The organism is Streptomyces sp. NPDC038200 (assembly GCF_055600785.1).
In genome coordinates, this window is sequence record NZ_JBVJYH010000006.1 from 431,804 (window position 1) to 444,183 (window position 12,380).

Below are 12,380 nucleotides of genomic sequence, written 5' to 3' on the forward strand. Positions count from 1 at the left end.
CGGGCGCCGACCCGGCGCCGACGCCGGGAGGGGCACTCATGGACGAGCCGGCCGGTCCCAGAAGCTGGTCACGGACATGAGGTTCGTCGAGCGCGCGGCCGACGGCCGGCCCCGCACGGTGGACGACCGGCACCACGGCGCGAGCGCGCATCACTCGTACGGCGGGCCTGGCGTGCCGCCGGATGACACACCCGGAAGCCTAGGATCCAAATCCGGACGAAGGGGGCATCTTCTGCTTTCCCGGCATGGCGGATTCGCCTCGTGATCGAAGGAGACGGGATGTCGCACCGTGCCGGGAGAACCCGTTGGAGGCGCTTCGCGGTGGTCCTGGTGCCGAGCGTCACGGCGTGCGCGGCGGTCGGCGTCGCCATGGCGCAGGGAGTGCTCGCCGCGTCGTTCTTCATCTCCGGCCAGAAGTTCCAGGTCACCGCGGACAGGCTGACCGCCCGCGGATTCAGCCTCTACGGCATGGTCGACACGACCAGGAGACACGAACTCGTACCCGTCCTGGTCACCGGTTTCCGGCGGGCGACGATCAGCGGCCTGTGCCAGTCCGCTCTCGTCGACGTTCCGGTACTGGGCCCCCAGACCCTGCGGCTCACCGGCGGTGACGACCGGCCCGCCGAGGCGTCGGACATGTTCATCGACGCGACGTCCGAGGCGGCCGGCGACGCGAATTTCACCGGTCTCGACATCGGTGTCGCCCAGGGCGCGATCACCAAGGGTCCGGTCAAGGCCGGGGACCGGGACACGCGGTTCTTCGATCCCGACGGCGTCGGCCAGCAGGCCCAGTCGGTCACCCTGACCGACGTGCGGGTGAGCGCGGTCGCGCTCTCCGCCGGCACCTTCCACATCCCCGGCCTGCGCGCACAGCTCCTGCACGGCGACCGCACATGCCCCTGACCAGGACGGGAAGCGTGATCACCAACCCCTTCGGCAGACGGCGTGAACCGCTCGTCCCGGCCCGGCGGCTCCGGTCCGGATTCCGCACCTGGCGCGGCGAACGCCCCTTCTGGGCCGCGGTGTTCACGGTCACCTCCGGTCTGCCCATCCTCTACTGGCCCTACGCGGACCTGGAACCAGGGGGGATCCCGCTCGCCCTGTCGACGACGTCCGGTACCGGATCCCTGGTGATCGGGATCCTGCTTCCGGTCGTGGGCGTCGCGCTCTGCCGACGCCCCCGCCTTCGTGTCCGCGCGGGGATCGCGACCCTTCTGCTCGCCCTCGTCTCCCTTCCCGTGGCGAACTTCGGCGGCCTCTTCCTCGGAGCGCTCGCCGCCCTGATCGGCGGTTCCCTGGCCTGTGCCTGGACGCCGCCGACGGCCGAAGGGGCGCCGCCGCCGTGCGATCCCGCGGTGGCGCCGGCACCGGCGGGGAAGGGGCCCAGTGGCACCTGACCACCGCCCCCGCCGGACCGCGCACTCCCGAGGGGGTGAGGCCGGGCGCGGTGCCCCCGGTCGTACGGGAGCGACGGGCCTCCGCGTCGGATGTCTGTCCCGGCCCCTCGCCTGCGCGCTGGCCGTAGCCGGCGTGTCGGCGGTCCTCCACCTCGCCGCACCGCGGACGGCCGGCACGTGGACCGGCGCCGGTGCGGCAGCCGCCCCGCTCGACCCGCCCCCGGCTCTCCCCGCGAAGGCCCCGTGGGTGCTGAGTGCCCGCCGGCTCGTCCTGAGCGGTGCCAGGTTCCGCGGGGTGGTCACGGTGCGTGCCGCGACCGGGTCCGTCCGGGCACTGAAGTTCACCGTACGGTCACTGGACGCCGTAGGTCTCGAACTGACCGCGGGCCGGGGCCGCACGGCGGTCCGCCTCCGGACCGGGGACACGACGACGGCCCACCTCAAGGGCCGGGGTGCGGACGGCGTGGTGACCTTCTACGTCCGCAGACTCTCCGGCACGGTCACGGGACTCGACGGCAGCCCGTTCCCGGCGGACCGCACCGTCACCCTCACCCCCGACGCCGTACCCGACCTGCTCTCCCACCCGGTGCACCCCCCGCGCACCATCACACTGGTCGCGGCGACCGTCTCGCAGGTCGCGCAGTTCGGCGGACGGCTGTCCGTCAGCGGTCTGCGCATGCGCCCCACGGCCGGCTGACCGACGCCCTCGGGAAGGCCCGGACGCATCGCGCGTGCCGGGGATACGCGGGACCTGCGGACCGTACTCCCGCTCGGTCGCCACAAGGCGTTCCGGGGCGGCCCGCACCCACGCGATCAGCTGGAATCGGAACCGGAGCTGCTCGCCGCCTCGGTCGCGGCACGGCGGTACTCGGCGTTGATGCGCTGGGCTTCCTCGAGCTGGTCCTCGAGGATGACGATGCGGCAGGCGGCCTCGATCGGAGTGCCCCGGTCGACGAGTTCGCGGGCGCGCGCGGCGATCCGCAGCTGGTAGCGGGAGTACCGGCGATGTCCTCCCTCCGAGCGGAGCGGAGTGATCAGACGAGCCTCGCCGATGGCTCGGAGAAAACCCGGGGTGGTGCCGAGCATCTCGGCTGCCCGGCCCATCGTGTACGCGGGGTAGTCGTCGTCGTCCAGACGATCACTAAGAGGGTTGTCCGCTGTCATGTCACCTCGCTGTGCAACGCGTCGAGGGGCCCTGGTGCCGTACGGCACCAGGGCCCCGAAGGGAATTCAACACCATCTGTCGGCCCTACTGCTGTGCCGACCTTCTGTTTCCGCTACCCGGCCCGGCAGAGCGGGGTGCGGGGGATCGCAGCTGCTTGACCGAGGACCACCATCCATTCCGGGGTCTTGCGGTACCCGGGCCGAGTGCTTCTCGGGTCCGGGCGATCCTGATGGCGTCTGCTCCTCCGTTTCCTCTCTGAACCAACCACTGGGTGAATCGGTACTGCGGTACTGCCGCGGCAGCTCCTCGACGTGCGAGCCGCCCAGTGCGGCCCTCGGCGCCGTCGCCGTCTCGGCAACACCTTGGCTTCGAGGCTCGAGAGCCGCACTGTCCTGCGAACTTCGTGTACAGCTACCCGCCAGTTCGTTTCTGCCGGGTCTCGTTCGACCGTGTCTACGAGATGTAGCGTAACCGTGCAGGGAAAGAATGTCTACTCTGACAAGAGCAGGTTTCACCCCTGTGGCAGAGGAGAAACCCTGCCACCTGCGACGATGGCCGCTTGATGGGTCGCGGGCGGCGCCACGGCGGGTCGTCGCGTGCAGCGCCACGGCGGACCGGTCGTGCGGCCGCTTCGCCCCCGCGGGGCGGCTCCGAGGCGGACAGCTGAATAGGATCTGCTCCCATGTCGAACCCCGATGAGCTGCTCATCGCCCTCTCCGCCGCGGTGGAGTCCGAGCGAAGCAATCAGATGTCGCTGACCGTGGTCGTCGGCGGCGCCGTCATCACCGGCCGGCTGGCTCCCGAGGCCGTGTGGAGGGAGCGGGTGGCGGAGGTCCTGAAGGACTCGGACCGCCTCGGCCCGTTCTCCGACGTCTTCGCCGGCGGCCCGCGAGGGGACCGGCCCGGCCGCGGCGAGGAACCCACGCATCTGCACTTCCATCTCGCCCGGATCCTGCAGGGCAGCCTCGGTATCCCGGAGACGGGCGGTATGTACCGAGTCGCGATCAAGGACGTCAGCGCATGGACCGTGGGTGATTTCAGCTACTTCGACCGGTGAGGCGCTGTCCCCGCCCCGCCGCTCGGCCAAGAGTGCGCGAGCGGACGAGGACACAGCGGTGGGGGCCCTGCCGACGCGCGTCGGCAGGGCCCCCACCGGGTCCTGAGTGCGGTTTCCCGCCCGTTCTCGTACGGTGCGGCGGTCTCCCCGTGCCGCACGGTCCGCCTGGCCCACCAGCCTTGCCGCGGGGGGCACCGTGCCGCCCGTTCGGACGCGGTACCGCGTGGCGGACCCGGCTGTGGGGCCCCGCCGGGCCTAGGCCGCCGAGTCGATGCCGGTGCGCCGCTGTGCCCTGCGGCGCACCGCCGCGCCGGCGGGCCGGCCCTGGCCGGTACGGCCCTGACGGCCGCGGGAGGGGGAAGACGCGCGGCGGGGACGTTCCGCGGCCGGCGCGGTGATGACGACCGGGACACCGGAGGGCGCCTGGGCACCGGTGATGCGGCTCAGCTCCGCCTCGCCCGAGCGCACCGGGGTGATGCGCGGGGTGATGCCGGCCGAGGCCATCAGCCGGCTCATGCCGCGGCGCTGGCCGGGTGTCACCAGGGTGACGACGCTGCCGGACTCCCCCGCGCGGGCCGTACGCCCGCCGCGGTGCAGGTAGTCCTTGTGGTCACTGGGCGGATCCACGTTGACGACCAGGTCGAGGTTGTCGACGTGGATGCCGCGGGCCGCGACGTTGGTGGCGACCAGGACCGTGACGTGACCGTCCTTGAACTGGGCCAGCGTCCGGGTGCGCTGCGGCTGGGACCTGCCACCGTGCAGGGCGGCGGCGCGTACGCCGCTGCTGAGGAGATGCGCGGTCAACCGGTCCACGGCGTGCTTGGTGTCCAGGAACATGATGACCCGGCCGTCCCGCGCCGCGATCTCGGTGGTCGTCCGGTGCTTGTCCGCGTCGTGCACGTGGAGCACGTGGTGCTCCATCGTGGTGACGGCACCGGCCGACGGGTCGACGGAGTGGACCACCGGGTCGGTCAGGTAGCGGCGGACCAGCAGGTCGACGTTACGGTCCAGGGTCGCCGAGAAGAGCATCCGCTGGCCCTCCGGCCGCACCTGGTCGAGCAGGGCGGTGACCTGGGGCATGAAGCCCATGTCGGTCATCTGGTCGGCCTCGTCCAGGACGGTGACGGCGACGTCCCGCAGTCGGCAGTCGCCCCGGTCGATCAGGTCCTTGAGCCGCCCCGGCGTCGCGACGACGACCTCGGCCCCGGCCCGCAGCGCACGGGCCTGCGCGCCGATCGACATTCCGCCGACCACGGTGGCCAGCCGCAGCCGGACGGCGCGGGCGTACGGGGTGAGCGCGTCGGTGACCTGCTGGGCGAGTTCCCGGGTGGGTACGAGGACCAGGGCCAGCGGCTGCCGCGGTTCGGCGCGCCGACCCGCCGTGCGGGCCAGCACCGCGAGGCCGAAGGCGAGCGTCTTGCCCGAGCCGGTACGGCCACGACCGAGTACGTCACGGCCGGCCAGGGAGTTCGGCAGGGTCGCCGCCTGGATGGGGAACGGAACCGTCACGCCCTCGTGGCCGAGCGCGGCCAGCAGCGGTGCCGGCATGGCGAGATCGGCGAACGACTCGACGGCGGGCAACGCCGGTGTGGCCGTCTTCGGCAGCGCGAACTCCCCTTGTGCGGCACGCCGGTTTCCCTGGCCCTTGGAGCGTCCGCGGACACCCGAGCGGCCTGCGGCGGCGCTTCCTCCGAAGCGGTCGTACGTGCGAGTCGTGCGTCCATGATTCATGCGGAACCTTCCTCGATGCGGGCGCGTATCAAGGAATTTCCGCAGTGAGGCGAACGGTGCAGAGAATCGCGAGAACGAGCCGAAAAAAACAGGGTCGAATCACCCTGAAAATGAAGCGAGCCGGGGCCCGCACCCCAAGGTGCGGGCCCCAGCTGTCACGTATGTGTCGGTGCCGACGCGTCAGGCGGGAACGATGTTCTCGGCCGTCGGGCCCTTCTGGCCCTGCGCGATGTCGAACGACACCTTCTGGCCCTCCAGCAGCTCGCGGAAGCCCTGGGTGGCGATGTTGGAGTAGTGGGCGAAGACGTCGGCGCCGCCGCCGTCCTGCTCGATGAAGCCGAAGCCCTTTTCCGCGTTGAACCACTTCACGGTACCGGTAGCCATTTTGTTCTCCTTCGGAGGCGGTGCCAGGAATGCGCCCTGTGCGCATTCCGTGTCGCCGTGATGATCAGCCGTCGGAAAACCTTCTGGCAACCACACCTGCAACTGACATCGACAGTAGCACGTCAGGAACGGCCCCGCGCGGTAAATAATTCGCGGCCGCCTGTCGCCTCAGGAATATTTCTCGCGCGCGGTGTCGATTTCTCATTTCCCGACCACAGGAATTGCTCTCCGGGGCCGCACCGTTGCCGTCGGGGCGCGCCCGGCGGAGGCCCCCTCGGCGGCCCGGCCGGCGCAGCAGCCGCCGCCGACGGCACCGGCGTCGGCGGCGGCACCGGCAACGGCGTCGGCGCTCCTGCCGAGGGTGTCGGCGTCCGCCTCCCTGAGCCGGGCGGTGGCGGCGTTGATGTCGTCGGCTGCTGAATCGAGGGCTGTCAATATAGAGGCATGTCGAATCAAGAGTGGGTGGTCCTCGGTCAGGCCGACGACACCGACGCGTGCTGTCCGGGGCTGCTGACCGCTCCCCTCGACGAGGACCAGGCGGTGGAGCTGGCGAAGGTGTTCAAGGCGCTGGGCGATCCGGTGCGGCTGCGCCTGCTGTCGATGATCGCCTCCCGGGCCGGCGGTGAGGTGTGCGTCTGTGACCTGACCCCGGCCTTCGAGTTGTCCCAGCCGACGATCTCGCATCACCTGAAGCTGCTGCGGCAGGCCGGCCTGATCGACTGCGAGCGGCGCGGCACGTGGGTGTACTACTGGCTCGTTCCGGAGATGACCGACCGTCTCGCGGGCGTCCTGACCCGTCCCGCGGGTGCGCCACTGCCCGACCGCGCCACGCCGGCCGGAGCCGCCTCGTGAGCACCGCCGTGTCCGAGGGGAACGTGGCGGGACGCCTGCCCTTCGTCGACCGCTACCTGGCCGTCTGGATCCTCGTCGCCATGGCCGCCGGGCTCGGCCTGGGCCGTCTGGTCCCCGGCCTGGGGGACGCGCTGGCCGAGGTGACCGTGACCGGGGTGTCCCTGCCGATCGCGCTGGGCCTGCTGGCGATGATGTACCCGGTGCTGGCCAAGGTCCGCTACGACCGCCTCGGCACCGTCACCCGCGACCGCCGTCTGCTGCTGCCGTCCCTGCTGCTCAACTGGATCGTCGGCCCGGCGCTCATGTTCGCCCTGGCGTGGCTGTTCCTGCCGGACCTGCCCGCCTACCGCACCGGCCTGATCATCGTCGGTCTGGCCCGCTGCATCGCCATGGTCATCATCTGGAACGACCTCGCGTGCGGCCACCGCGAAGCCGCCGCCGTCCTGGTCGCCCTGAACTCCGTCTTCCAGGTGCTCGCCTTCTCGGCGCTGGGCTGGTTCTACCTCTCCGTCCTGCCCGGCCGGCTCGGCCTGGAACAGACCGGCCTCGACGTACCGGTGTGGGAGATCGCCCGCAGCGTGCTCCTCTTCCTCGGCATCCCGCTCGTGGCCGGCTATCTCACCCGCCGCATCGGCGAGAGGGCCAGGGGCCGCACCTGGTACGAGACCGTGCTCGTCCCGCGCGTCGGCCCCTTCGCCCTGTACGGGCTGCTCTTCACGATCGTCGTCCTCTTCGCCCTGCAAGGCGACGCCATCACCTCCCACCCCCTCGACGTCGCCCGCATCGCCCTGCCGCTGCTCGTCTACTTCGCCGTCATGTGGGCCGGATCCATGGCCCTCGGCCGCGCTGTCGGCCTCGACCACCCGCGGGCCACAACGCTGGCCTTCACCGCCGCGGGCAACAACTTCGAACTGGCCATCGCCGTCGCCGTCGCCACCTTCGGCGCCACCTCCGGCCAGGCCCTCGCCGGCGTCGTCGGCCCCCTCATCGAGGTCCCCGTACTGATCGGCCTCGTGTACGTCGCCCTGTACGCCCGCCGCTACTTCACCACCCCCGCCGTCCCCGCCCCACAGGAAGACCCCGCCCGTGCCTGACACCACCGTGCCGTCCGTGCTGTTCGTCTGCGTCCACAACGCCGGCCGCTCGCAGATGGCCGCCGCCTTCCTCACCCACCTCGCGGGCGACCGCGTCCAGGTCCGCTCCGCCGGCTCCGCCCCCGCCGACACCGTCAATCCGGCCGTCGTCGAGGCCATGGCGGAGGTGGGCATCGACATCGCCGCCGAGGTGCCCAAGGTGCTCACCGTCGAAGCGGTCCAGGCGTCCGACGTCGTGATCACGATGGGCTGCGGCGACACCTGCCCCGTCTTCCCCGGGAAGCGCTACCTCGACTGGGAGCTGCCGGATCCGGCTGGGCAGGGCGTCGAAGCGGTACGCCCGATCCGCGACCAGATCGAGAAGCGCATCCGCGGCCTCGCCGACGAGATCGCCCCGGCGGGCTGACCCCGGCCACGGCCGACGCGCACGGCGGCACCCCATGGGCGCGGGCGGCCTCTCAAGCACTCAACGGCGCGGTCGTCCTGCGCCGGTAGTACGCGAGCGTCGTGGCCGCGGGGAGAGGCGCCCAGGCCGGCGAGACCGGGGGCCCCGACGAGCGGGTCAGGACCCGGCTTCCGGCGCGGGGGAGAGGGTCACGCGTCGAGCACACGCTCGTTGGCCTGTGCGCCCCAGTCCGGCGGTGCGACCGGGCGCGCGTCGTGGCAGGCGAAGCCGAGGCGGGTGAGTGCCCGGCGCATCTCACTCGACGTGAAGTCACGTCGGCTCTGCCTGGTGATCACTTCCCCGACCTGCATCACGGGGTAGACGCGGCGGCCGATGGCCACGCACACGCCGGTGGCGGGTTCGGGAGTGATACCGCTCATCGACTGCTCGACCTCGCTCTTGGCCAGGTCGAAGGGGAAACGGGCGATGACACAGCGCATGGATGCCTCCTGGGAGCGGTCAGGGAGTGAGGACGAGGACGCCCAGGGCGTAGCCGTGTTCGTCGATCACGGGGGACACGTCCAGAGTCCGGTCCCGCATCGCGTCCTCCGCCTCGCCGAGCGCGGCGACGGAGGAGGTGAACGGTCCGCGGTCGAGCGGGATGTCCCGCAGCCGGGTCCGGTCGCTGTACCAGGAGCCGCCGCGGTGTGCGGCGAGCTGGGCCCTGGTGACCAGTCCCGCGCACCGCCCGTCGTCGTCCTGGAGGAGCAGGTGCGGGACACGGGCACCGATGAGCACGGACAGGGCCACATCGACCGTCATGTGGTCGTCGACCTGCGGCCCGGGAGCGTGCATGGCGTCGCAGGCGGTCAGACCGGTGTCGTGGGCGCTGTCGGCCCGCTGTGTTCGGGACGGGAACTGCGTCAAGGGCTTCTCCTCTTCGTCGGGGCGGGGGGACGGGCGACGGATCTGCCTGACTGCCGGGAACACGGTCCCCGTACGGGGACTACGGGGTGTTCCTCGGGGCGGAGCGACGGGATCGGGCGGCGGACCGGCCGCCCCCGCCGCGGCCGGCGGCTCCGCGCTTCCGGCCGGCGGATCCCCTGCCCTCGCGTGGTCCGGCGACCGGCGCGGCGAGGGTGACGGGCACGCCGGAGGGGGTCCGGGCGCCGGTGATGTGCTGCAGTTCGGCCTCGCCGGGACGGATCCGGGCGGTGCTCGCAGCGATCCCGGCGTCGGCCATCAGACGGTCCACCGCGCGGCGCTGGTGCGGCAGGACGAGGGTGACGACGGTGCCGGACTCGCCGGCGCGCGCCGTACGGCCGCCGCGGTGCAGGTAGTCCTTGTGGTCGCCGGGCGGGTCCACGTTCACGACGAGGTCGAGGCCCGAGACGTGGATGCCGCGGGCGGCGACGTTGGTGGCCACCAGGGCCGTGACCCGGCCGTCCTTGAACTGGGCGAGCGTCCGGTTGCGCTGCTGCTGGGACTTGCCGCCGTGCAGGGCGGAGGCGCGCACCCCCACGGACAGCAGGTGCTGGGCGAGCCGGTCCACCGCGTGCTTGGTGTCCAGGAACATGAGCACGCGTCCGTCGCGGGCGGCGATCTCGGTCGCGGCGGTGTCCTTGTCGGCATCACGCACGTGCAGCAGATGGTGCTCCATGGTGGTGACGGCTCCCGCGGACGGGTCGACCGAGTGCACCACGGGGTCATGGAGGTAACGGCGCACCAGGAGGTCGATGTTGCGGTCCAGAGTGGCCGAGAACAGCAATCGCTGGCCGCTGGAGGGGACTTGGTCGAGCAGTGCGGTCACCTGCGGCATGAAGCCCATGTCGGCCATCTGGTCGGCCTCGTCCAGGACGGTGACGGCGACCTGGTCCAGCCGGCAGGCTCCCCGCTCGATGAGGTCCTTGAGGCGGCCGGGCGTGGCGACGACGACTTCGGCGCCGCCGCGCAGGGCGCTCGCCTGCCGGCCGATCGGCATGCCCCCCACCACGGTGGTGAGCCGCAGCCGCAGGGCGCGGGCGTAGGGGGTGAGCGCGTCGGTGACCTGCTGGGCCAGTTCCCGGGTGGGGACGAGGACGAGGGCGAGCGGCTGCTTGGGCTGGGCCCGCTGCCCGTCCAGGCGGGCCAGCAGAGGCAGGCCGAAGGCGAGCGTCTTGCCCGAACCCGTACGACCCCGGCCCAGGACGTCCCGGCCCGCCAGTGCGTTCGGCAGGGTGGCCGCCTGGATCGGGAAGGGAACGGTCACGCCCTCCACGCGAAGCGCGGCCAGCAGCCGTGCGGGCATGTCCATCTCGGCGAACGTCTCGACCGCGGGCAGCGGTTCGGTGAGGGTGACCGGGAGGGCGAACTCCTGTGGGCGCGCGGTGGAGCGGGCTCGCCGGCCGCTCTTGTACCGGGGGTCGGGACCGGAACCCCGACGGGGTGGTTGGTGCGTCCGGGGGCGGCCGGAACCGCGGGAGCTGCTGGAACGAGCGGAACGGGCGCGGTCCACGACGGGGCCTTCCTCGATGCGGCACGTATCGAGGAATTCCCTGAGGGGGGAATCACTGGAATGAGCCGAGGGAAATCCGAAGACCTTGGGGTCACGTTCCTGACGTTCCGCGCGGCCTGGTCGGAGTGAAAAAAAATGAGACTGGGGCCCGCACCCCAAGAGTGCGGGCCCCAGCCACATGATGCGCGAGCCCGTGGCTCGCGACGTTCGCGTCAGCGTCAGGCGGGAACGATGTTCTCGGCCTGCGGGCCCTTCTGGCCCTGCGTGACGTCGAAGGTAACCTTCTGGCCTTCCTGAAGCTCGCGGAAGCCCTGGGTGGCGATGTTCGAGTAGTGGGCGAACACGTCAGCGCCGCCGCCGTCCTGCTCGATGAAGCCGAAGCCCTTTTCCGCGTTGAACCACTTCACGGTGCCAGATGCCATATTGAATCTCCCTTGAGGGGCAGTGCCGGACTCCGCACTTTACGGAGCCGAGTCGCCGCGATGATCACCCCTCCGGAAGGATCCGGAAAGCTCTGCAAAGAATAAAATCTCTGGTAACCAAAACTGCAACTGCTATCACGTTAACACAGGGCGGGTGAGGGCGGCCATGCGTTTCCGGGCCATCCGGAAATTGTCATCCCACGGGGGTGCGCATTTCTGTATCGGCGAGACTAGGTATCCGCACCGCGCTCATCCAGCTTCCGGCGCATGTCCCGGTTCAGCCGGAGGGCGTCGTCGAGCTGGTTCTCCAGGGCGATGATGCGGCAGGCGGCCTCGACGGGGGTGCCCTGGCCGACCAGCTCCCGGGCGCGGGCGGCGATGCGCAACTGGCGGCGGGAGTACCGGCGGTGACCGCCTTCCGAACGCAGCGGAGTGATCAGCCCCGACTCACCGACGGCCCGGAGGAAGGCGGGGGTGGTGCCGAGGACGTCGGCGGCCCGCCCCATGGTGTAGGCGGGATAGTCGTCATCGTCGAGGGTGCCGCCGACCGGGGCGTTCTCAGCGGGCATGGCACCTTCGTCTCGGGGGCGCGGCGAGGCGCGCGTGACACCCGTGCCGCGAAGGATTCGGCGCCATCCGCCTCGTGCGACAACCCTAACTCCGGCGGGTGCGCAGATGTGGTCCCGCCGTGACAGCTATCTGCCCCCGCGCACGGCCGGACGAGCCGCCGCACGGTCCTCGGCCGGAGGGTGCGCCTCGGCGGCGAGGCCGCGCTCACGATGAGCCGGAGGGCGGGTCCGCAGGTGTCGGCCGTTCGTCCCCGTCATGGGCCCCCAGGGACCCCGTGCCTCATTCGGCCTCCCCGGCCGTGCCCACCGGACGACCCGTTTCGGCGAGTGCCAGCATCCGTGCGGCGGTCAGCGGGTTCTCGGGGTCGGCGGCGGCGGCCAGCAGCCGGGCAGCCGCTCCGGCCGGCTCCCCGGGCGGGACGACCAGCAGCGCCCAGCGTCCCACGGTTCCGCAGTCCAGGGTGATGACGTGCGCCTCGCTTCCCGGTCCGGCCGGCTCCACGGCGATCACCCGGCCGGGTGCCATGACCGTGTGCGGGGTGTCGGGCCATTCGGCGGGATCCACCGTGACCCGTATCGCGGCGGCCGTGTCCGGCTCCAACAAGTCGACGAGCGAAGGGAGTTCGAGTTCCAGCTCATGGCAGCGAGGCCACCAGGCCCCGTCCAGCGGACCGTGGCTGACGTCCGGGGTGAGGGTCAGCCGGGGCAGGGGCATGCGGTACGTGTGCGCGTCGGCACCGGAGGCACTCGGGGCCGGCGTTCTGCTGGGTTCCATCGTGCGGCCCCGTCCCGGGAGTCGTGGGACGACTGCCCGTCTGGTCACTCGCCGG

General features: G+C 71.6%; 17 protein-coding genes. 7 read left to right on the forward strand and 10 right to left on the reverse strand.

The annotated features are described in order from the left end of the window. Positions 1-279: 279 nt before the first annotated feature. The 3 genes from ACZ7KF_RS16405 (at position 280) to ACZ7KF_RS16415 (ending at position 2,094) form a co-directional block, all read left to right on the forward strand. Positions 280-903, forward strand: a complete 624-nt coding sequence (locus ACZ7KF_RS16405; protein ID WP_471074359.1) for a DUF6230 family protein — start codon at positions 280-282, stop codon at positions 901-903. 14 nt (positions 904-917) lie between these two features. Further along, on the forward strand, positions 918-1,397 hold the full coding sequence (locus ACZ7KF_RS16410; protein ID WP_471074362.1) for a DUF6114 domain-containing protein: 480 nt from the start codon (positions 918-920) through the stop codon (positions 1,395-1,397). A 133-nt stretch (positions 1,398-1,530) separates the two neighbouring features. Beyond that, a complete protein-coding gene (locus ACZ7KF_RS16415) occupies positions 1,531-2,094 on the forward strand; it encodes a hypothetical protein (protein ID WP_471074365.1) in 564 nt (187 codons plus the stop codon). Positions 2,095-2,210: 116 nt separating this feature from the next. On the opposite strand, the gene ACZ7KF_RS16420 is transcribed toward ACZ7KF_RS16415, so the two are convergent. Then, a complete protein-coding gene (locus tag ACZ7KF_RS16420) occupies positions 2,211-2,561 on the reverse strand; it encodes a MerR family transcriptional regulator (protein ID WP_471074368.1) in 351 nt (116 codons plus the stop codon). A 683-nt stretch (positions 2,562-3,244) separates the two neighbouring features. On the opposite strand from ACZ7KF_RS16420, the gene ACZ7KF_RS16425 reads away from it, so the two are divergent. Then, positions 3,245-3,619 carry a hypothetical protein gene (locus tag ACZ7KF_RS16425; RefSeq protein ID WP_471074371.1) on the forward strand — a complete coding sequence of 125 codons (375 nt, stop codon included), beginning with the start codon at positions 3,245-3,247 and terminating at the stop codon, positions 3,617-3,619. Between the two features lie 255 nt (positions 3,620-3,874). On the opposite strand, the gene ACZ7KF_RS16430 is transcribed toward ACZ7KF_RS16425, so the two are convergent. The 3 genes from ACZ7KF_RS16430 to ACZ7KF_RS16440 form a co-directional block, all read right to left on the reverse strand. Then, positions 3,875-5,350, reverse strand: a complete 1,476-nt coding sequence (locus tag ACZ7KF_RS16430) for a DEAD/DEAH box helicase (protein WP_471074374.1) — start codon at positions 5,348-5,350, stop codon at positions 3,875-3,877. Positions 5,351-5,530: 180 nt separating this feature from the next. Further along, a complete protein-coding gene (locus tag ACZ7KF_RS16435) occupies positions 5,531-5,734 on the reverse strand; it encodes a cold-shock protein (protein ID WP_028799214.1) in 204 nt (67 codons plus the stop codon). A gap of 201 nt (positions 5,735-5,935) precedes the next feature. Then, a complete protein-coding gene (locus tag ACZ7KF_RS16440) occupies positions 5,936-6,169 on the reverse strand; it encodes a hypothetical protein (protein ID WP_471074377.1) in 234 nt (77 codons plus the stop codon). Positions 6,170-6,178: 9 nt separating this feature from the next. Between ACZ7KF_RS16440 and ACZ7KF_RS16445 the strand changes: the two genes are divergently transcribed. From ACZ7KF_RS16445 to ACZ7KF_RS16455, 3 genes are read left to right on the forward strand one after another with little or no spacing between them, the layout of a single operon-like run. Next, positions 6,179-6,586, forward strand: coding sequence for an ArsR/SmtB family transcription factor (locus ACZ7KF_RS16445; protein WP_471074380.1), 408 nt, complete (start codon positions 6,179-6,181; stop codon positions 6,584-6,586). Further along, positions 6,583-7,680: an ACR3 family arsenite efflux transporter gene (gene arsB, locus ACZ7KF_RS16450; protein WP_471074383.1), complete on the forward strand. Its 1,098-nt coding sequence runs from the start codon at positions 6,583-6,585 to the stop codon at positions 7,678-7,680. The genes ACZ7KF_RS16445 and arsB overlap by 4 nt, the downstream gene beginning before the upstream one ends. Continuing rightward, entirely contained in the window at positions 7,673-8,086 is a 414-nt protein-coding gene (locus ACZ7KF_RS16455) for an arsenate reductase ArsC (RefSeq protein WP_471074386.1), read from the forward strand. The genes arsB and ACZ7KF_RS16455 overlap by 8 nt, the downstream gene beginning before the upstream one ends. A gap of 188 nt (positions 8,087-8,274) precedes the next feature. Here ACZ7KF_RS16455 and ACZ7KF_RS16460 read toward each other — a convergent pair whose 3' ends face one another. The 6 genes from ACZ7KF_RS16460 to ACZ7KF_RS16485 form a co-directional block, all read right to left on the reverse strand. Beyond that, the gene (locus tag ACZ7KF_RS16460) at positions 8,275-8,565 is read right to left on the reverse strand and encodes an SCO5918 family protein (protein WP_471074389.1); all 291 of its coding nucleotides are present in this window, start codon (positions 8,563-8,565) and stop codon (positions 8,275-8,277) included. 19 nt (positions 8,566-8,584) lie between these two features. Further along, positions 8,585-8,920: a CBS domain-containing protein gene (locus ACZ7KF_RS16465; RefSeq protein WP_471074531.1), complete on the reverse strand. Its 336-nt coding sequence runs from the start codon at positions 8,918-8,920 to the stop codon at positions 8,585-8,587. A gap of 151 nt (positions 8,921-9,071) precedes the next feature. Next, positions 9,072-10,559, reverse strand: a complete 1,488-nt coding sequence (locus ACZ7KF_RS16470; RefSeq protein WP_471074392.1) for a DEAD/DEAH box helicase — start codon at positions 10,557-10,559, stop codon at positions 9,072-9,074. Between the two features lie 218 nt (positions 10,560-10,777). Next, positions 10,778-10,981 (reverse strand): cold-shock protein, encoded by a 204-nt coding sequence (locus tag ACZ7KF_RS16475; protein WP_069779708.1) that lies wholly within the window; start codon positions 10,979-10,981, stop codon positions 10,778-10,780. Between the two features lie 230 nt (positions 10,982-11,211). After that, complete coding sequence (locus ACZ7KF_RS16480) at positions 11,212-11,550, reverse strand: MerR family transcriptional regulator (protein ID WP_471074395.1); 339 nt, start codon at positions 11,548-11,550, stop codon at positions 11,212-11,214. 280 nt (positions 11,551-11,830) lie between these two features. After that, entirely contained in the window at positions 11,831-12,325 is a 495-nt protein-coding gene (locus ACZ7KF_RS16485; protein ID WP_471074398.1) for a DUF5994 family protein, read from the reverse strand. Between the last annotated feature and the right edge of the window lie 55 nt (positions 12,326-12,380).

Bases quoted from the DNA above. Each gene is read 5' to 3' on its own strand.
- ACZ7KF_RS16430 (WP_471074374.1), bottom strand. From the start codon at position 5,350: ATGAATCATGGACGCACGACTCGCACGTACGACCGCTTCGGAGGAAGC.
- ACZ7KF_RS16485 (WP_471074398.1), bottom strand. From the start codon at position 12,325: ATGGAACCCAGCAGAACGCCGGCCCCGAGTGCCTCCGGTGCCGACGCG.
- ACZ7KF_RS16480 (WP_471074395.1), bottom strand. From the start codon at position 11,550: ATGCCCGCTGAGAACGCCCCGGTCGGCGGCACCCTCGACGATGACGAC.
- ACZ7KF_RS16465 (WP_471074531.1), bottom strand. From the start codon at position 8,920: ATGCACGCTCCCGGGCCGCAGGTCGACGACCACATGACGGTCGATGTG.
- ACZ7KF_RS16405 (WP_471074359.1), top strand. From the start codon at position 280: ATGTCGCACCGTGCCGGGAGAACCCGTTGGAGGCGCTTCGCGGTGGTC.
- ACZ7KF_RS16425 (WP_471074371.1), top strand. From the start codon at position 3,245: ATGTCGAACCCCGATGAGCTGCTCATCGCCCTCTCCGCCGCGGTGGAG.
- ACZ7KF_RS16445 (WP_471074380.1), top strand. From the start codon at position 6,179: ATGTCGAATCAAGAGTGGGTGGTCCTCGGTCAGGCCGACGACACCGAC.
- ACZ7KF_RS16475 (WP_069779708.1), bottom strand. From the start codon at position 10,981: ATGGCATCTGGCACCGTGAAGTGGTTCAACGCGGAAAAGGGCTTCGGC.
- ACZ7KF_RS16435 (WP_028799214.1), bottom strand. From the start codon at position 5,734: ATGGCTACCGGTACCGTGAAGTGGTTCAACGCGGAAAAGGGCTTCGGC.
- ACZ7KF_RS16420 (WP_471074368.1), bottom strand. From the start codon at position 2,561: ATGACAGCGGACAACCCTCTTAGTGATCGTCTGGACGACGACGACTAC.
- ACZ7KF_RS16460 (WP_471074389.1), bottom strand. From the start codon at position 8,565: ATGCGCTGTGTCATCGCCCGTTTCCCCTTCGACCTGGCCAAGAGCGAG.